Origin of the sequence: Ferrovibrio xuzhouensis (assembly GCF_042648965.1) — a bacterium.
Taxonomy (GTDB): Bacteria; Pseudomonadota; Alphaproteobacteria; order Ferrovibrionales; family Ferrovibrionaceae; genus Ferrovibrio; species Ferrovibrio xuzhouensis.
Map to the genome: position 1 here is coordinate 99,917 of NZ_JBHRYJ010000002.1, position 18,395 is coordinate 118,311.

The 18,395-nt window shown below is 66.6% G+C and carries 18 protein-coding genes; 5 read left to right on the forward strand and 13 right to left on the reverse strand.

What is annotated here, in order from left to right; genetic code table 11:
* Positions 1–24: 24 nt before the first annotated feature.
* The 9 genes from hpxZ to ACFOOQ_RS10580 are packed head-to-tail and all read right to left on the reverse strand — an operon-like array spanning position 25 to position 7,791.
* Positions 25–399 carry an oxalurate catabolism protein HpxZ gene (gene hpxZ, locus ACFOOQ_RS10540; RefSeq protein WP_379725734.1) on the reverse strand — a complete coding sequence of 125 codons (375 nt, stop codon included), beginning with the start codon at positions 397–399 and terminating at the stop codon, positions 25–27.
* Positions 400–406: 7 nt separating this feature from the next.
* Positions 407–1,795 carry an AtzE family amidohydrolase gene (locus tag ACFOOQ_RS10545; protein ID WP_379725737.1) on the reverse strand — a complete coding sequence of 463 codons (1,389 nt, stop codon included), beginning with the start codon at positions 1,793–1,795 and terminating at the stop codon, positions 407–409.
* Positions 1,796–1,804: 9 nt separating this feature from the next.
* Positions 1,805–1,993 (reverse strand): DUF4089 domain-containing protein, encoded by a 189-nt coding sequence (locus tag ACFOOQ_RS10550; protein ID WP_379725740.1) that lies wholly within the window; start codon positions 1,991–1,993, stop codon positions 1,805–1,807.
* Positions 1,990–3,066: an oligopeptide/dipeptide ABC transporter ATP-binding protein gene (locus ACFOOQ_RS10555; protein WP_379725743.1), complete on the reverse strand. Its 1,077-nt coding sequence runs from the start codon at positions 3,064–3,066 to the stop codon at positions 1,990–1,992. The genes ACFOOQ_RS10550 and ACFOOQ_RS10555 overlap by 4 nt, the downstream gene beginning before the upstream one ends.
* Positions 3,063–4,034 (reverse strand): ABC transporter ATP-binding protein, encoded by a 972-nt coding sequence (locus ACFOOQ_RS10560; protein WP_379725746.1) that lies wholly within the window; start codon positions 4,032–4,034, stop codon positions 3,063–3,065. The genes ACFOOQ_RS10555 and ACFOOQ_RS10560 overlap by 4 nt, the downstream gene beginning before the upstream one ends.
* On the reverse strand, positions 4,031–4,876 hold the full coding sequence (locus tag ACFOOQ_RS10565) for an ABC transporter permease (protein ID WP_379725749.1): 846 nt from the start codon (positions 4,874–4,876) through the stop codon (positions 4,031–4,033). The genes ACFOOQ_RS10560 and ACFOOQ_RS10565 overlap by 4 nt, the downstream gene beginning before the upstream one ends.
* Entirely contained in the window at positions 4,873–5,886 is a 1,014-nt protein-coding gene (locus tag ACFOOQ_RS10570) for an ABC transporter permease (protein WP_379725752.1), read from the reverse strand. The genes ACFOOQ_RS10565 and ACFOOQ_RS10570 overlap by 4 nt, the downstream gene beginning before the upstream one ends.
* 37 nt (positions 5,887–5,923) lie before the next feature.
* Positions 5,924–7,549, reverse strand: a complete 1,626-nt coding sequence (locus ACFOOQ_RS10575) for an ABC transporter substrate-binding protein (RefSeq protein ID WP_379725755.1) — start codon at positions 7,547–7,549, stop codon at positions 5,924–5,926.
* 38 nt (positions 7,550–7,587) lie between these two features.
* Positions 7,588–7,791 carry a hypothetical protein gene (locus ACFOOQ_RS10580; protein ID WP_379725758.1) on the reverse strand — a complete coding sequence of 68 codons (204 nt, stop codon included), beginning with the start codon at positions 7,789–7,791 and terminating at the stop codon, positions 7,588–7,590.
* A gap of 116 nt (positions 7,792–7,907) precedes the next feature.
* Here ACFOOQ_RS10580 and atzF point away from each other — a divergent pair, with 116 nt between their 5' ends.
* On the forward strand, positions 7,908–9,707 hold the full coding sequence (gene atzF, locus ACFOOQ_RS10585; RefSeq protein WP_379725761.1) for an allophanate hydrolase: 1,800 nt from the start codon (positions 7,908–7,910) through the stop codon (positions 9,705–9,707).
* Here atzF and ACFOOQ_RS10590 read toward each other — a convergent pair.
* The 3 genes from ACFOOQ_RS10590 to ACFOOQ_RS10600 form a co-directional block, all read right to left on the reverse strand.
* Positions 9,658–10,368 carry a GntR family transcriptional regulator gene (locus tag ACFOOQ_RS10590; RefSeq protein ID WP_379725764.1) on the reverse strand — a complete coding sequence of 237 codons (711 nt, stop codon included), beginning with the start codon at positions 10,366–10,368 and terminating at the stop codon, positions 9,658–9,660. The two genes, atzF and ACFOOQ_RS10590, sit on opposite strands and share 50 nt — an antisense overlap.
* Positions 10,369–10,484: 116 nt before the next feature.
* Positions 10,485–10,784, reverse strand: coding sequence for a carboxymuconolactone decarboxylase family protein (locus ACFOOQ_RS10595; protein ID WP_379725767.1), 300 nt, complete (start codon positions 10,782–10,784; stop codon positions 10,485–10,487).
* A gap of 42 nt (positions 10,785–10,826) precedes the next feature.
* Positions 10,827–12,515, reverse strand: a complete 1,689-nt coding sequence (locus tag ACFOOQ_RS10600) for a long-chain fatty acid--CoA ligase (protein WP_379725770.1) — start codon at positions 12,513–12,515, stop codon at positions 10,827–10,829.
* Positions 12,516–12,659: 144 nt separating this feature from the next.
* Here ACFOOQ_RS10600 and ACFOOQ_RS10605 point away from each other — a divergent pair, with 144 nt between their 5' ends.
* Together ACFOOQ_RS10605 and ACFOOQ_RS10610 are read left to right on the forward strand one after the other, a co-directional pair.
* Entirely contained in the window at positions 12,660–13,928 is a 1,269-nt protein-coding gene (locus ACFOOQ_RS10605) for an aromatic ring-hydroxylating dioxygenase subunit alpha (protein ID WP_379725773.1), read from the forward strand.
* A gap of 2 nt (positions 13,929–13,930) precedes the next feature.
* Complete coding sequence (locus ACFOOQ_RS10610; RefSeq protein WP_379725776.1) at positions 13,931–14,440, forward strand: aromatic-ring-hydroxylating dioxygenase subunit beta; 510 nt, start codon at positions 13,931–13,933, stop codon at positions 14,438–14,440.
* A 128-nt stretch (positions 14,441–14,568) separates the two neighbouring features.
* Here the strand turns inward: ACFOOQ_RS10610 and ACFOOQ_RS10615 are convergent, their stop codons facing one another.
* Positions 14,569–15,369, reverse strand: a complete 801-nt coding sequence (locus tag ACFOOQ_RS10615) for an IclR family transcriptional regulator domain-containing protein (protein ID WP_379725780.1) — start codon at positions 15,367–15,369, stop codon at positions 14,569–14,571.
* 140 nt (positions 15,370–15,509) lie between these two features.
* Here ACFOOQ_RS10615 and ACFOOQ_RS10620 point away from each other — a divergent pair, with 140 nt between their 5' ends.
* Entirely contained in the window at positions 15,510–16,856 is a 1,347-nt protein-coding gene (locus tag ACFOOQ_RS10620) for an aromatic ring-hydroxylating dioxygenase subunit alpha (RefSeq protein WP_379725783.1), read from the forward strand.
* Between the two features lie 54 nt (positions 16,857–16,910).
* Positions 16,911–18,350 carry a glutamine synthetase family protein gene (locus tag ACFOOQ_RS10625; protein ID WP_379725786.1) on the forward strand — a complete coding sequence of 480 codons (1,440 nt, stop codon included), beginning with the start codon at positions 16,911–16,913 and terminating at the stop codon, positions 18,348–18,350.
* Positions 18,351–18,395: the final 45 nt, after the last annotated feature.

Consider the following 18,395-nt stretch of genomic DNA (forward strand, 5'->3'; position numbering starts at 1 on the left):
AAAAGGCTGACGGTTTTCCTGATGTCAGCCTAAAAGGCTGACGTGCGCCGAAATCACCTTCCAGCCGTCTGCGGTGCGCATCCAGGTCTGGCTCTGGCGGCCGGTCTTGGTCGAACTGGTCCGCCTGAACTCGGTATTCGCCGTGGCGAAGTCGCGGCCATAGGTGGTGATCGCCGTGTTGAAGATCTCGCGCTCCAGCCCGGCCGGCGAGCGGCCGGCGCGGAAGGCCCTGATCTGGTCATAGCCGTAGAGGTTTTCGCCGACGCCGTAGCGGATGGTATGCGGGCTGTTGCAGAACAGCGCGTCAAGCACTGCGACATCATTCGAGGTCAGCGCCTTCTCGTAGCGCATGAAGGCGGCGGTCACTTCGGCCAGGACCTCGGGGATGTTGATCTCCATGAATTCCTCACACGGCTTTCGATGCGGCAATGCCGGTTTTTTCCAGATGGCGGGCGACGCGGAGCGCCAGGTCTTCCTTCCACGGCGCGGCGATGACCTGCACGCCGATGGGCAACTGGCCGGCGCGGTCGGCCCAGGGCGCGGCGACCACCGGCAGGCCGATGGCGGAAATCGGCTGGGTGAACAGGCCGAGATTGGCCCGTACCGGCATCTCGACGCCGTTCAGGGTCATCATCACCTGGCCGAGCTTCGGCGCGGTACACGGCGTTGCCGGGGCGAGGATGATGTCGACCTCGCGGAACACCTCGGCGACGCGGGCCCGGTACCAGGCGCGAAAGCGGTGCGCCTGCACCAGCCAGTCGGTCGGCAGCATCAGCCCGGCAAAGAAGCGGTCGCGGGTGGCAGGATCGAAATCGTCGGCGCGGGTCTTCAGCCGCTCGCGGTGCAGGTTGGCACCCTCGCTGGCGGTGATCACATAGGCCGCCGCCCGGCCCCGGCCGGCTTCCGGCAGGGTGACGCGGCGGTCGGTGCCGAGCGCTTTGGCGAAGGCGGCGACGGCAGCATGGGCTTCCGGCTCGCCGGTCGCCGCGAAGTAATCGTCGGCGACGGCAATGCGCAGGCCGGCGATGCCGGTGTCCAGCGAGGGCAGTGACGGCGCGACAGGTTTCTGGGCGCACCAGCGGTCGGCCGCATCCGGGCCCTGCATGGCATCATAGCTGAGCGCGAGGTCGGTCACCGAACGGGCCATCGGGCCGAGATGGTCGAGGTCGGCGACGAAGGGAAAACTGCCATGGCGGCTGAGCCGCCCGAAGGTCGGCTTCAGGCCGAACAGGCCGCAGAGCGACGAGGGCACGCGGATCGAGCCGTTGGTATCCGAGCCGAGTGCCAGCGGCACCATGCCGGCGGCGACCGCGGTGCCCGAGCCGCCCGACGAGCCACCGGACATGCGCGCCGGGTCATGCGGATTGCGCGAGGGGCCGTAGTGCACGTTCTCGCCGGTGAAGTCATAGGCGTATTCGCCCATGTTGAGCGCACCGACGAGGATCGCCCCGGCGGCCTCCAGCCGCTGCACCAGCGCGGCATCGGCCGTCGCCGGCTTGTGGTCGCGGTTGATCTTCGATCCGGCCAAGGTCGCCAGGCCGGCGACATCGAACAGGTTTTTCACCGCGAAGGGTACACCGGCCAGCGGCCCGAGCGGCCGGCCCGCACTGCGCATCTGGTCGATGGCGGTGGCCTTCGCGCGGGCGCGATCCGCCGTGACCGCGGTAAATGCATTCAGTGCCGGATTGGTCGCCTCGATGCGGGCCAGCGCCACCTGAACCGCTTCGGTGGCCGATGTCCGGCCGTCGCGGACCGCGGCGGCGATCTCAAAGCCCTTGCTCTGCCAGTCGATCATGGCGGCGGCTTACGGCTCGAACCGCGAGGCGGGTTCGGTCTCGTCGGGCAGCGCGAAGCCGAGAAACGCTTGCGCGATCTGGTGCGAGCGCTTCAGGTTGTCGAGCACGCCGGGCTTCCAGGCCTTGTCGAGGGTCAGGCCGAGCGCAGCGGCGGCAGCCGCCATATAGGCTTCGGCATCGAATGGGGCCCCGCTCATGCAACCTCCTCCATGATCGTGCTGTCGCTCGTGCCGGGAAAGTGGCAGGCCACCGAATGGCCGGGGCCCACGCCCTGCAGCAGCGGCATGGTCTGCTCGCAGGCCAGTGTACCCTTCGGGCAGCGGCCGTAAAAGCGGCAGACATGCGGCGAGGGATCGATCGGGCTGCGTGGCTCGCCGGCGATGCGCAGGCGCGGCGCGACCTTGCCTTCCTTGTGACTGCCCAGCTCGAAATGCGGGATCGCCGACAGCAGGGCCCGGGTATAGGGATGCTGCGGGTTGCGGAAGATCTCTTCGGCCGGGCCGGTCTCGACGATGCGGCCGAGATACATCACCATCACCCGGTCGCACAGCAGCCGCACGACGTTGAGGTCGTGGCTGACGAACAGGTAGCTCATGCCGAGCCGCTGCTTCAGGTCCTGCAGCAGCTGCAGGATCACCACCTGCACCGAAACGTCGAGCGCCGCGGTCGGCTCGTCGAGGATCAGCAGTTCGGGTTCCACGGCAATCGCGCGGGCGATGCCGACGCGGGCCTTCTGGCCGCCGGACAGCTGATGCGGGAAGCGGCCGAGCAGTTCAGGCGGCAGGCCGCACATGGCCGCCAGCTCCCCGACCCGGGCCTTCAGCGCGGCGCGCGGCAACGGCTTCAGCCGCTGGATCGGGTCGGCGATGGCGGCAAAGGCGGTATAGCGCGGGTTGAGGCTGTCGGTGGCATCCTGGAATACCATCTGGATGCGTGGCCGCCAGGGCGAGCGGCCGAAACCCTTGGCCGGCATCTGGCCGATCTCGGTGCCGTCGAGCCGGATGCTGCCGTCGGTGATGTCGAGCAGCCGGGTCAGCAGCCGCACCAGGGTCGACTTGCCGCAGCCGCTCTCGCCGACCAGGCCGAAGGTCTCGCCGCGACCGATGGTGAAGGTGACGTCGTCGACCGCATGCAGCAGGGCCGGCGGCCTGGCGGTGCCGCGGATGCGCTCAAGCAGGCTGGCCTTGCGCCCGACCGGGAACTGCTTGTGCAGCGACTGGGCGTCCAGCAGCGGTTTCTCGAACAGGTCGGTGTCGGCGGGCTCTGTCATAGCGGATTCCAGCAGGCGACCATGCTGTCGCCATGGTCGCCCAGCACGCGCGGCAGCGCCTGGTCGCAGCGCGGCAGCCGGCGTTCGCAGCGGGCGACATAGCGGCAGGGCGGGATGTCGGCCTGCCGCAGGTCGGGCAGGTTGCCGGGAATGGCGGCGAGGTCGATCAGCGACACGGCGGGCCGCGGCGTGGCGGCGATCAGCTTGGCGGTGTAGGGGTGGCGCGGATGGGCGAAGAGTTCGGCGGTCGGCGCGCTCTCGACGATATGGCCGGCATGCATGACGACGATGCGGTCGCAGTATTCGGCCGCCATGCCGAGGTCATGGGTGATCAGCAGGGTCGACATGCCCTGTTCGGCGCCCAGCTCGGCGATCAGGTCCATGATGGCGGCCTGGGTGGTGACATCGAGGCCGGTGGTCGGCTCGTCGGCGATCAGCAGCCTGGGGGCGCAGCTCAGCGCGATGGCGATCATGATGCGCTGGCACATGCCGCCGGACAGCTCGAAGGGATAGGCTTTCGCCCGCCGGGCCGGATCGGGGATACGCACCCGGGTCAGCATGTCGACGGCACGCTGCGGTGCCTCGGGGCGGGTGACATTGCCATGCTGCAGCAGCACGTCGGCGATCTGGTCGCCGACCCGGCGGATCGGGTTCAGCGCGACGCGCGGATTCTGGAAGATCATCGACATCTCGCGGCCGCGGATGTCGCGCAGCACGGCTTCCGGTGTGGTCAGCAGGTCGAGGCCGCCGAAACTGGCGGTGCCGGTCGACACCCGGCCGGCCGGATCGAGGATGCCCATCACCGTATAGGCGGTGACTGACTTGCCCGAGCCGGATTCGCCGACGATGGCGACCATCTCGCCCTTGCCGATCTCGAAGCTGACATGCTCCAGCGCGCGCACCAGGCCGCCGCGGGTGCGGAATTCGACCGACAGGTTGTCGACGGCAAGGACGGGAGCGGCCGTCATGTGCGCCTCCGGGGGTCGACGATGTCGCGCAGGCCGTCGCCCAGCAGGTTGAAGCAGAAGACCGCGGTCATCAGCGCAAGGCCGGGGAACAGCGCCACCCACCATTCGCCGGAGATCATGTAGGTGGCGCCCTCGGCGACCAGGATGCCCCATTCCGGCGTCGGCGGTGCGATGCCAAGCCCGATGAAGGACAGGCCAGCGGCATTCAGGATGGCATAGCCCATGGTCAGCGAGCATTGCACCATCAGGATCGGCAGGATGTTGGGCAGGATCTGCAGCAGCAGGATGCGGCCCTCGCCGTTGCCCGACAGCCGGGCGGCCTCAACGAAGCCGGCATTGCGGCGGATGTTGGCCTCGGCGCGGGCAACGCGGGCATAGAGCGGCGTGTTGATGATGGCGGTGGCCAGCACGATGTTGCCGACGGTGTTGCCGAGCGCGGCGACGATACCCATGGCCAGCACGAACAGCGGAAAGGCCATGATGGTATCGGCGGCGCGGCCGACGATGCGGTCGGTCCAGCCGCCGAAATAACCCGCGGCGATGCCGGCCAGCGCGCCGATGGCGAAGGTCAGCGCCACCGAGGCGAAGGCGATGCCGAGATCGAGCCGGGTGGCGACCAGCACGCGGCTGAAGATATCGCGGCCGAGCGAGTCGGTGCCGAACCAGTGCGCCAGCGACGGCGGTTTCAGCGCCAGCGCGGAATTGGTCGTCAGGGGATCGTAGGGCGCGATCCACGGGCCGAAGACGGCACAGAGGATCAGCAGGGCGAACAGGCTGAAGGCGAACAGCGTGATCGGGTTTTCGGTCAGCACATAGCGGATATGACGCAAGGTCGCGATCATGCCTCGAAGCCCACCCGCGGATCGATCACGATGTAGAGCACGTCGATGGCAAGGTTGAGCGCCACATACATCAGCGCCATGGTCAGCACGAAACCCTGGATCGGCGCGTAGTCCGAGGCGATCAGCGCTTCGATGGCGAAGGTGCCGATGCCGGGCCAGGAGAACACCTTCTCGACCAGCACATTGGCGCCGAGCAGGAAGGAGAACACCATGCCGAGGGTGGTGATCACCGGCAGCATGGCGTTGCGGAAAGCATATGTGTAGATGATCTTGTGCTTCGGCAGGCCGGACGCCCGCGCCGTGCGCACGAAATCGCTGGACAGCACCTCCAGCATCGCCGCGCGGGTCATGCGGGCAAGCGGCGCCATAGTGAAGATCGCGAGCGTGATCACCGGCAGGATCAGCTGCTTGACCGCGCCGATGAAGGCTTCCGGATCGCCGTCGAGCAAGGTGTCGATCAGGTAGAAGCCGGTGACCCGCGTCGGCGTCGAAAAGAAGATGTCGAGCCGGCCGAGCGGCGCCGGCGCCAGGCCGAGCTGATAGTAGAGGACGTAGATCAGCAGCAGACCGGTGAAGAAGGCGGGCAGGCTGACGCCGGCGGTGGTGACAATGCGGCAGGCATGGTCGATCAGCGAGCCGGGCTTGGTCGCCGCCATCACGCCGAGCGGCACGGCAATGGCGACCGAGACAAGCAGGGCGATCAGGGTGAGTTCCAGCGAGGCCGGCAGGCGGGTGGTGATCTCGGTCAGCACCGACTGACCGGTGGCAACCGAATTGCCGAGATCGCCATGGGCGAGGTCGGTCAGGTACACCACGAACTGCTGCAGCAGGCTCTTGTCGAGGCCGAGGCTGTGGCGGACCTGTTCGATGGCTTCCTGGGTCGCGGCGGGTCCGGCGAAGAAGGCGGCCGGGTCGCCGGGCAGGGCACGGGTGAGAAGGAAGGTGACGACCAGGACGCCGATCACGCTCGGGATCGCAGAGATGATCCGTTTGCCAATCAGGCCCAGCATCGTCGCCCTTCCTCCTGCACGTTACGCGATGGCTGTCTTACATCTTGCCGATGCTGCGGAAGTCGAGCTGGCGATGGAACCAGTAGGTATAGCCGGTGATGTTCTTCTGCATGCCGACATCGAGGATCTGCTGGTACAGCGGGATGCGCGGCGCGTCATCCATGGCCAGCTTGATGAAGGACAGCACGTCTTTCTTGTACTGGGCCGGATCGTCGTCGTAGCGGGCGGCGTCGATCAGGGCATCCATCTTCGGGTTCTTGTAGGACATGGTGTTGAACACGGCATTCTGGCCGTGATAGCCCCAGAAGAAGAAGTAATCCGGAAAGTTCAGCCAGCCGCCGAAGCTGGCGATATGGATCGGCCGGTTCTTCTGCAGCATGGCGTTGCGGAAGTTGGCGCCCGGGATCTTCTCGATGGTGGTCTTGATGCCGATCTTGGCCAGGCTCTCCTGCAGCAGCACGGCTTCCGGCTCGGAAGCGGTCGCATCACCGAGGTCGATCGAGATGGTGCTCTCGAAGCCGTCCGGATAGCCGGCCTCGGCCAGCAGCTTCTTGGCCTTGGCAAGGTCGGTCTTGTAGGGGAAGGGCTGCGGCCAGACCGGCTGCTTCGGCACATCGGCGCCGGCACCCGACATCGGGATGCCGCGACCGTAGATCGCCGACTTGTAGATCTCCTGGTAGGGCACCGCATAGGCGATGGCCTGGCGCACGCGGACGTCGTCGAACGGCTTCATGGTGGTGACGAGGCCGACGTACTTCAGCGAGTTCTCGATCGGCACGCCGACCACCTTGTATTTGCCCTTGCCGCCTTCGGCGATCAGTTCGGCGGCATCCTTCTGCGGCATGTCGACCGAGATGTCGGCATCGCCGCGCTCCATCAGGGCGCGCCGGTTGCCGGCCGAGGGCACCTCGCGCAGGATCACGCGCTTCATCTTCGGCAGCGGACCGCTCTTCCAGTCGTCGAAGCGGCTCAGCACGGTTTCCTGGCCCGGCGCCCATTTGTCGAGCTTGAAGGCGCCGCCGCCGGCGTCGTTGGTCTTCATCCACTCCATCGCCCACGGGTCCTTCTCGGTCGCGTGCTTCATGGCGAGCTTGGAGTTGTAGATCGCCGGCACCACGACGGCCATGTCGGGCAGCGACAGCTTGTCCTTCTTCGGCAGGTCGACGCGGAAGGTATAGTCGTCGACCACCACGAACTGCTCGGGCTTCTCGAGGCTGCCGGCCTTCATCTGGAAGGTCGGGAAGCCGCCGACGCTGACGGCGCGGTCGTAGGACCACTTCACGTCATGGGCGGTGACCGGGGCGCCGTCGTGGAACTTGGCGCCCTTGCGGAGCTTGAAGGTGACCGACTTGCCGTCGGGCGCCATGGCATAGCTCTCGGCCAGCTCCGGCTCGATCTTGCTGTAGTCATAGGACAGCGTGCCGTCAGCGAGCTTCTTGCGGCCGAAGGTGACCAGGCGGTCGTACATGTTCCAGGCGGCGACATAGGAGCGGAAGCTGGTGCCGACACCATGGATGTCCATGCTGTTCGGGCCATTCTCGACCAGCACGACCAGGGTTTCCTTGCGCGACTGCGCGGCGGCCGGCGTGACCGTGAAGGCGGCGGCGAGTGCGACGCCCGCGACGATGGCCGAGGATGCAGTCAGAAACAGACGGCGATGCATGTCAGAATCCCCCTGTGACAGCGATGGCGATAACCTCCCTAGTGCAACGGGTGTGCCAGCGCCGGGTCATGCCACTGCATGCGGCGGTAATGACCTGAGATGCCAGAGAGAATCCGGCCGGGGCGACGGCCGGCGGTCAGGAAGGCCTTGCATGCACGGCGAATAAAATGCATAAAAAATAGACATAAAAAAATGCAATCGGTCATAAAATAGTCGCGCACAATGGTGAAAATATCAATCATTTTCGTGGGTTAAATGATGGCAGAGGCGGTATACATATTGCATACAATAGACCTGTCGGCAGCCCCTGAGCAGGGTGCCGCAGGACGACACACCGGATAACAGGCTGGAAACAGGCATGGTCGGCTCTCTCGATATTCTCACCCTGCAGGCGGCTTATGCGGCCGGGCGCCTGTCGCCGGCCGATGTCGTCGCCGAGATCTATGACCGCATCGCCGCCCGCGGCGAGGATGGCGTCTGGATCACGCTGGTGCCGCGCGCGGCGGCGCTGGTCCGCGCCGCCGCCCTGGCTGAAGGCCCGCGCGACCTGCCCTTGTGGGGCATTCCGTTTGCGGTGAAGGACAATATCGATGCCGCCGGACTGCCGACCACGGCGGCCTGCCCGGCCTTTGCCTATACGCCGGACAAATCCGCCACGGTGGTCGAACGCCTGCTGGCCGCCGGCGCCATCCTGATCGGCAAGACCAACCTCGACCAGTTCGCCACCGGCCTGGTCGGCGTGCGCAGCCCCTATGGCGTCGCGGTCAATCCGTTCAATGCCGCCTATATCCCCGGCGGCTCCAGTTCCGGCTCGGCGGTGGCGGTCAGTGCCGGGCTTGCCAGCTTCGCGCTCGGCACCGATACCGCCGGCTCGGGCCGCGTGCCGGCCGGCTTCAACAACATCGTCGGCCTGAAGCCCAGCATCGGCCTGATCAGTGCGACCGGCATGGTGCCGGCCTGCCGTTCGCTCGACTGTGTGTCGGTCTTCGCCAATACGGTGGCCGACAGCATGGCGGTGCTGCAGGTCGCCGCCGCCCTCGATGCGCAGGACGGCTACAGCCGCGCGGCGCCGCCGGGCTGGCGCGCCACCGTGCCGGCGGCACCTTCCGCCTTCCGTTTCGGCCTGCCGCGGCCGGACCAGCGCAGGTTCTTCGGCAATGCCGCCGCCGAGGCGCTGTTCGACCAGGCGATCGCGCGCATGACCGCACTCGGCGGCACTGCCGTCGAGATCGACTATGCGCCGTTCGCCGAGGCCGCCGGCTTCCTCTACCAGCCGGCCGGCACCGCCGAGCGCACCGCGGCGGTCGAGAGCTTCCTCGCCGGTCATGCCGAGGACATGCATCCGGTGACCCGTGCGATCATCCTGCGGGGGCGCGACGCCAATGCCGTCGATGTGCACCGCATGCATTACCGGCTGCAGGAGCTGCGCCAGCAGACCGCGCCGGTCTGGCAGGATATCGACGTCATGCTGCTGCCGACCAGCGGCACGATCTATCGCGTCGACGAGCTGGCCGCCGATCCGGTCCAGCTCAACAGCAACCTCGGCCACTACACGAATTTCGTGAACTATTTCGATCTTGCCGCGCTCGCCGTGCCGAACGGCTTCCAGCCCGACAGCCTGCCGGCCGGCGTGACGCTGGTCGGGCCGGGTTTCGCCGAACCGCAGCTGGCCGCCATCGGCCAGGCCTTCCATGCCGCCACCGGACTGACGCTCGGCGCCACGGGGTATGCGCAGCCGGCACCGCCGCCGGCCGGAACCAGTCTGCATCCGCAGATCGCGCTGATGGTGTTCGGCGCGCATCTGTCCGGCGAGCCGCTCAATCCGCAGATGCAGGCGCTCGGCGCGCGTTTCGTGCGGGCCTGCCGCACATCGGCCGATTACCGGCTTTATGCACTGAAAGGTGGCGTCGCCCGGCCCGGCCTCGTGCGGGTGGACAGTGACGGTGCCGCCATCGAGGGCGAGATCTGGGCGCTGTCGCCGGCCGCCTTCGGCGTGTTCGTCGCCGAGATTCCAACGCCGCTCGGCATCGCCGACGTGCGGCTCGAGGATGGCGGCATGGTGAAGGGCTTTGTCTGCGAGGCGGCCGGCATCGCCGGCGCCGCCGAGATCACGGATTACGGCGGATGGCGGGCGTTTCGTCGGGCCAGCGCTGCATAGGCAGGTGGTCCGGCCGGTGCTCCTCGACGAAGTCGACGGAGGCAACGGTCACCTTGGCGACATGGGCGCGCATCGCCTGCTCGGCGGCCGGCCCGTCGCCGCGCAGGATCGCCTGCACCACGGTGTCATGCTCGGCGTGCGAACTGGTCAGGCGGCCGACCACGCGGAACTGCGACACCCGGAAGGGCAGCACGCGGCGGCGCACCGCGCGCGCAGTTTCCTCCAGGAAGCTGTTCTTGCTGGCGCGGTAGATGATGTCGTGGAAATCGTTGTTGAAGGTCGAATAGCCGTCGAGGTCGCCCTGGCGCACGAGGCCGAGTGACTGCAGATGGGCCTGCTCGAGCTGGCGACGTTCCGGTCCGGTCATGCGCACCGCGGCGAGCCGGGCGCAGGTCGCCTCGATCTCGGCCATCACCTCGAACATCTCTTCCATGCGCTTGCGGCTGGGCAGGGCGACGACGACGCCGCGATGCGGCCGCTGTTCCACCAGGCCCATGCCGGCCAGCGCCTTGAAAGCCTCGCGCACCGGGGTGCGCGACATGCCGAATTTGGTGGCGAGCTCGATCTCGTCGAGCCGGGTGCCGGGGCGCAACTCACCGTTCACAATCTGGTCGGCCAGATTTTCGCGCAGACGGTCGGCCAGGGTGGATTTTTCAGACATGCCCGAGAACGCTTCCGGCGGTGCAACAGCGATTCGACTATAGCGGAAACCCGGCCTGCATACCGCATCTTTTCGGTCTCGGTCCAGTCGCCACACGTCGGACCGCTCCGGAATGGTCAACTGCCATGTTTCTCCGGCGCCCAGCCGGTATGGACGAGATTGCGGCTGCCGGCATCGACGCCGATGTCTTCGAGTGTCGTCGCCATTGAATCGTTCCAGCGATTGAGGAAGCCGAACAGTGCGACGACGCCGGTGATCTCGACGATCTCGTCGTCGCTCCAGTGATCGCGCAGCGCCTGCTGGACCTCCGGCGCCACGGCGTTTGGTACGCAGGCGGCGGCCAGCGCGAAGTCAAAGGCGGCGCGCTCGGCTGCAGTGAAATGCGGGCTCGACCGGTATTCCCAGATGGTCGCCATGCGTTCCGGGCTGGCGCCGAAGCGCTCGGCGGCGAGGATGGGTCAGTCGGCAGCGTCGGCCGGCTTGGCGGCCGCGGCGGCTTTCTCCTGCTCCTGCAGCACGCGCCACAGCACCTTGCCGGTGGCCGATTTCGGTAAGGCGTCGGCGAATTCGACGATGCGCGGCACCTTGTAGGCGGCCATGCGTTCGCGGCACCAGGCCTGGATCGCTTCCGGCGTCATGTCGGCGGCACCCGGCTTCGGCACGATCACGGCTTTCACCGTCTCGCCGCGATGGGCATCCGGTGTGGCGATGATGCAGACCTCGCGGATGCCGGGATGGGCATACATCATGCCCTCGATCTCGGTCGGCCAGACCTTGTAGCCCGATGCGTTGATCATGCGCTTCAGGCGATCGACGATGAAGAAGTAACCCTCCTCGTCGTAATAGCCGAGGTCGCCGGTGCGGAAGAAACGCTGGCCGTCGCGTTCGAAGAAGACCTGCGCGGTTTCTTCCGGCCGGTTCCAGTAGCCAAGGAAGACCTGCGGCCCGGCGGTAACGATCTCGCCGGTCTCGTTGGGGCCGAGCTCTTCCAGCGTGTCGGGATTGACGATGCGCGAGTCGATATCGAAGACGGGGATGCCGAGGCATTGCGGCTTTGGCCGGTCGACCGGATTGATATGGGTGCCGGCGATGGTCTCGCTCAAGCCGTAGCCCTCGATGTAGTCGAGGCCGGTCAGCTCTTTCAGCTTGGCCGCCACCGCGCCGGGCATCGCCGCGCCGCCGCCGCCGATGCCGAGCAGGCTGGACAGGTCAAAGCTGGCGACCTCCGGGTCCGAGAGGAAATCGATGGCCATGGTGGTGATGTTGCGCCAGTGGGTAACACGATGGCGCCGGATCAGTTCGGCGGCGACCTTGCGGTCCCAGCGCGTCATCATCACCAGGGTCGAGCCGTTGAGGATCGGCCCGTTCATCGAATTCTGCATGCCGGTGACATGGAACAAGGGCAGGGTGGCGAGCTGCACGGATTCGGCCGACGCCGGATTCCAGGCGATCGAGCCGTAGGCGGTTGCCATCACGCCGCGGATATTGTGCAGGCAGCCCTTCGGCGCGCCGGTGGTGCCCGACGAATAAGGCAGCACGCACCAGTCATCCAGGGTGGCGTGATGCGGCTCCGCGGTCAGTCCGGCGGTGATGGCATCCGCCCAGCCCGTGGCGCCGGGTACGGTGACAGCAGCGCGCGGCGCGGTCACCACGTCGGGCAGCGCAAGATCGGTCGGCGCGGTGATGTGGTCGCGGTAGGCGGCGACCACGGCATGTTGCAGGACGCCCGCTTGCAGCAAGGGCTGGGCGAAGCCGAGCAGTTCCTGGCCGCAGAGCACGGTGGTCGCGCCGGTATCGGTGGCGATGTGGCGCAGTTCCTCGACCCGGCTCATCGGGTTGACCGGTACCACCACCGCGGTCAGCCGCTGGATGGCATAGAAGGCGATGACGAACTGCGGGCTGTTCTGCATATACAGCAGCACACGGTCGGTGCGTTTGACGCCGCAGCGTTGCTCCAGCCAGCCGGCGAGCCGGTCGACCTCCGCCTTCAGCGCGGCATAGGTCAGCGCCGAGCCGTAATAGAGAATCGCCGGCTTGTCCGGAAAGCGGCGGGCGGAAACCTCAAGGTTCTCGTACAGACTGGTCTCGGGCAGCGTCAGGTGCTGCGGCACGCCCTTGGGCCAGACACCGAAATGCCGGTCGAACATGGTTTCCTCCTGTTTATGCCGGCATCGTCAGACTTTCCGTTCCCGATTTCAATGTCTTACCCTGCGTCAAGGCTGCGCTTGACGGGCGCGGCAGAGCGGCGCATAATATTTGCAAATGCAAATAAATCCGTGGGAGGATTTTTCATGCAGGCAACAGCGCCGATGACGGCAGCGCCGCGCATCTGGGAGGGCGAGGGGTCAAGCCGGATTCCCTTCTGGGCCTACACCGATCCCGACATCTACCGCCGCGAACTCGACCGCTTTTTCTATGGCCGCGGGCATTGGGCTTACGTGGCGCTCGACGCCGAGCTGCCCGAACCCGGCGATTACAAGCTGTCCCATGTCGGCGAGCGTTCGGTGATCGTGGTGCGCGACCGTGATCGCAGCCTGCATGTGGTGGAGAACCGCTGCGCCCATCGCGGCGTGCGGTTCTGCCAGAAGCCGCGCGGCAAGGCGCGCAGCTTCGTCTGCCCCTATCACCAGTGGACCTACAAGCTGAATGGCGATCTCGCCGGGCTGCCGTTCCGCCAGGGCGTGAAGAAGGGCGATGTCACCGAAGGCGGCATGCCGGCGGATTTCGACCTGAAACAGCACGGCCTGACCAAATTCAGGGTCGCGACCTACAATGGTCTCGTCTTCGCCAGCCTCGATGTCGATGCGCCGCCGCTGGAAGAGTATTTCGGCCCCGAGGTGATGCCGTGGCTCAACCGCATCTTCGATGGCCGCAAGCTGGTCATCCACGGCACCAGCCGCCAGCGCATTCCGGGCAACTGGAAGCTGATGATGGAAAACATCAAGGACCCGTATCATCCGGGCCTGCTGCACACCTGGTTCGTCACCTTCGGCTTGTGGCGTGCCGACCAGCAGTCGCGCATGGTGATGGACGCGGAAGGCCGCCACGCGGTGATGATCTCGCAGCGCAATGCCGGCGGCGAGGCCAAGGCGGTCACCGAGGGCGTCACCAGTTTCAAGAAGGACATGGCGCTGAACGACCATCGCCTGCTCGACGTTGTGGTCGAGCCATGGTGGAACGGCCCCTCGGTCACCATGATCACGCTGTTTCCCAGCGTGATCATCCAGCAGCAGGTCAATTCGCTGTCGACCCGCCATATCGTGCCGGCCGGCCCCGGCGTCTTCGATTTCATCTGGACGCATTTCGGCTTCGAGGACGACACGCCGGAAATGACCCGGCGCCGCCTGCGCCAGGCCAACCTGTTCGGCCCGGCCGGTTTCGTTTCGGCCGACGATGGCGAGGTGATCGAATTCTCGCAAGCCGGCTTCGCCCAGACCGGCGGGCAGGGCGAGACGGTCTGCGAGCTTGATGGCCGCGGCATCGCGCCGACGCCGCATATGGTCACCGAAACGCTGATCCGCGGCATGTACGGCTACTGGCGCAAGGTGATGGAGATCTGATCATGGCCGAGCCCACCGCACTGTCCGCTGGCGCCGCCGCGTCCCCGGCCGATGCCCAGCCGCTGGTCGACCGCTTCAATGCCCTCTACGGCAGCCTGCTCGATGACGGCGATTACGCCGGCTGGATCGGCCTGTTCACGGCGGACTGCCTCTACAAGGTGATCCCGCGCGAGAATTTCGATGCCGGCCTGCCGCTGGCCACCATGGCGCTGGAAGGCGAGGGCATGCTGAAGGACCGCGTCTACGGCATCACCAACACGCTGTTCCATGCGCCCTATTACCAGCGGCATGTCATCGGCGTGGCGCAGGTGCTGGAGGATGACGGCACGGTGATCCGGGCGGAGGCGAATTACGCCGTGTTCCGCACCAAACCGGGTTCGGTCTCGGAGGTCTATAATGTCGGCCGCTATCGTGATCGCTTTGTGCGCACGCCGGCCGGCCTGCGGTTGCAGGAACGGCTCTGCGTGTTCGACAGCGAACTGATTCTCAATTCGCTGATCTACCCGATCTGAATCCGGCAGGGCAGAAAATGGGACCTCGGTTCTTCGCTGCGCTGCGACCGGAGTGACGATTTTCAGCCGGTTGTCATCCCGGCCAAGCGATGCAGACCTGCATCGCGCCGAGCCGGGACCCCATTTGCCTAGACGACGCGGTCGCGCAGGCCCTCGGCCGCGGCCAGCAGGGCGGGCAGGAAGCTGTCCTTCATCTGCTTTGGCGTGGCGCGTTCGATGCGCACGCCGATGTTCAGCGCGGCGACCACGCGGCCGTCGAAGCGGCGCACCGGCACGGCCAGCGAGCGGAAGCCGAGTTCGGCTTCCTGGTCGGACAGCGCGAAACCGTCGGCAGCCGCCTTCAGCACCAGTTTCCGCAGGGCGGTGATATCCGTCTCGGTTTTCGGCGTCAGGGCCTGCGGCTGCAGGGCGGCGAAGAAGCCGGCCCGCGCAGTGTCGTCCAGTCCGGCCAGCAGCACGCGGCCCAAGGCCGAACAGAAGGCCGGTACGCGGAAGCCGGTGCCGGGCGCCGATGAAAGGTAGCGTGATGGCGAGGCATGCGCGGTCATCACCGCCATGTCGCCATCGAGCACCGCGGCCGAGCAGGCTTCGTCGAATTCGTGGCACAGGGCATCGCAGGCGGCCTGCAGGGCTGTCGCGTTCCCGGCCGAGCCAAGATAGGCGCCGGCCAGCCGCAGCACCTGCGGGGTCAGGCGGAACAGCCGCCCGTCGCTGTCGAGATAGCCGAGCTGTTCCATGGTGTAGAGCGCGCGGCGCACGGTGGCGCGCGGCAGGTCGACGGCGCGGGCGACGTCGCTGAGCGTCATCTGCGGTCGCTCGCCGCCAAAGGCGGCCAGCACGCTAAGGCCGCGTGCCAGTGCTTCGAGGAAATCGGGCCCGAGGCCGCTCTGCTGGCGTTTTTCGGCATCGGCGGCGCGGAGACGGGTCATGGCCAATCTTTGTGCAGGAGCGGAACTGGCGCGGTTTTGCGCTTGTGACGTCACAGGGCGGCCATTATAATCGCACATAAGTTCGCTAGTCGAACAAAATCGTACCGGCCAAATCGTATTGGCCTGTGGGAGGGCCCGCGATGACCACACATGAACAGAACATGCGCATGACCCGCGTCGGTGCCGACCAGCCGGCCGGTCAGCTGCTGCGCCGCTACTGGCAGCCGGTCGCCCTGATCGAGGAACTGGAAGACATCCGCCCGGTCCGCCCGGTCAAGCTGATGGGGCAGGATTTCGTGTTGTTCCGCGACGAGCAGGGCCGCTATGGCCTGCTCGACCGCGACTGCCCGCATCGCGGCGCCGATCTCGCCTTCGGCCGGCCGGAACACGGCGGTCTGCGCTGCCCCTTCCACGGCTGGCTGTTCGATGTCGACGGCAAATGCCTGGAGACCCCGGCCGAGCCCGAGACCAGCAGGCTGTGCCAGCGCATCCGGCAGAAGAATTATCCCGTCGTGCTGCGCAGCGGCATCCTGTTCGCCTATCTCGGGCCACTGGATGCGGCGACCGGCAAGCCGCCGGCCTTCCCCGATCTCGACTGCTTCGTCGCCCCGGACAGCCATGTCTTCGCCTTCAAGGGCCATATCGCCTGCAACTGGCTGCAGGCGCTTGAGGTCGGTATCGATCCGGCCCATGCCTCGTTCCTGCACCGGTTCTTCGACGACGCGGACCCGGAGGCCAATTACGGCCGCCAGTTCCGTGCCAATTCGGCCGATTCCGACATGCCGATGACCCGGGTGCTGCGCGAATTCGAACGACCGCAGATCGAGGTCGAGCGCACCGATTACGGCATGCGGCTGTTCGCCCTGCGCCAGCTCAACGACGACAGCACCCATGTGCGGGTCACCAACCTGCTGTTCCCGCAGGCCTTCAATATTCCGCTGTCGGCCGAGATGACCATCACCCAGTGGCATGTGCCGGTCGACGACACCAATTGCTACTGGTACGCCATCTTCACCAGCTTCGCCGGTCCGGTCGACAAGGCCGAGATGCGCGCCCAGCGGCTCGAACTCTACGAGTTGCCCGATTACATTCCGCGCAAGAACAAGGCCAACAATTATGGCTTCGATCCGCTGGAGCAAAAGACCCAGACCTTCACCGGCATGGGCAACGACATCAACGTGCATGACCAGTGGGCGGTGGAAAGCCAGGGCCCGATCCAGGACCGCACCCGCGAGCATCTGGGCAGCACCGACAAGGCCATCGTCAATTACCGGTCGATGCTGATGAAGGCCATCGACCAGGTCGAGGCTGGCACCGGGGTGCCGCTGATGGTGCTGGATGCGGAAACCGCCCGGACGGTCCGCGGCCCGGTCACCGTCGACGGCGTTGCCCCGACGGCGACCTGGAAGGCATACTGGCGCGAGGTCGATGCCCGCAAGCGCCGCAACGCCCCTTGGGCAGCACCGGAACCGCAGGCAGCAGAGTAACGCAGAAGGCCAGAGTAACGCAGAAGGACCGGCGTCAGCCGGACGGGGGACAGCGTGGCGAGTTTCGTCGATAAACACGGCCTGTGGACGCCGGAGCAGCACAAGGCGGCCGCGGCCGTCGCGCAGGAGATTGCCGGCCGGAATCTCGGCGTGGTGCGGTTTTCCTTTGCCGACCAGCACGGCATCCTGCGCGGCAAGACGCTGGTGGCCGAAGAGGCTGCTTCGGCGATGCGCAGCGGCGTCGGCTTCACCACCACGCTGCTGGCCAAGGATACCGCGCATCGCACGGTGTTTCCGGTTTTCACCAAGGGTGGCGGCTTCGCCATGCCGGAAATGCAGGGTGCTGCCGACATCCTGATGGTGGCCGACCCGACCACCTTCAAGGTGCTGCCCTGGGCGCCGCATACCGGCTGGATGCTCTGCGACCTGTATTTCGCCGATGGCCGCCCGGTGCCTTTCTCGACGCGACAGATTTATCGCCAGGTACTCGGCCGGCTGAATGAGGCCGGCTACGACTACATGGCCGGGCTCGAGGTCGAGTTCCATGTCTTCAAGCTGGTGGATCCGAAGCTGGCGCCCACGGATGCCGGCCAGCCCGGCAATCCGCCCGAGGTCAGCCTGCTGACGCAGGGTTACCAGTATCTCACCGAACAACGCTACGACCAGTACGATGAGGTCTACGAGATCCTGCGCCGCGATATCCAGGGGCTCGGCCTGCCGCTGCGCTCGCTGGAGGTCGAATTCGGGCCGAGCCAGGCGGAATTCACCTTCCGCCCGGGTCTCAACATGGAATCCCCCGACACCATGGTGCTGTTTCGCGCGGCGGCCAAGCAGATCGCCCGCCGCCATGGCTATCACGTCACCTTCATGTGCCGGCCGAAGCTGCCGAATGTCTTTTCGTCGGGCTGGCACCTGCACCAGTCGCTGGTCGACCGCAAGACCGGCGCCAATGCCTTCATGCCGGCGGGCGACACGGACGTGCTGTCGCCGCTCGGCATGCAGTTCCTCGCCGGCCTGCTGGAGCATGCGCCGGCCTCGGCCGCCTTCGCCGCGCCGACCATCAATGCCTATCGCCGCTACCGGCCCTATTCGCTGGCGCCCGACCGCGCGATCTGGGGCCGCGACAACCGTGGCGTGATGGCCCGCGTGCTCGGTGCGCCCGGCGATCCGGCCAGCCGCATCGAGAACCGGCTCGGCGAGCCGGCGGCCAATCCCTATCTCTACATGGCGTCGCAGCTGCTGGCCGGCCTCGACGGCATGACGCGCAGCCTCACCCCGCCGGCTTCGGCCGATGTGCCTTACGAAACGGAAGCGCCGCCGCTGCCCCGCACCCTGGAGGCGGCGCTGGCGGCGCTGCGCGCCAGCCGCTGCTACCGCGAGGGCCTCGGCGACCGCTTCGTCGATTATTTCCTGCATATCAAGGACGCCGAGATCGCCCGCTACCAGCTCGAGGTCAGCGAGTGGGAGCATCGCGAATATTTCGAGATGTTCTGAAGACGCCTGTCACCCCGGGCTTGACCCGGGGTCCCATTTTGCTGC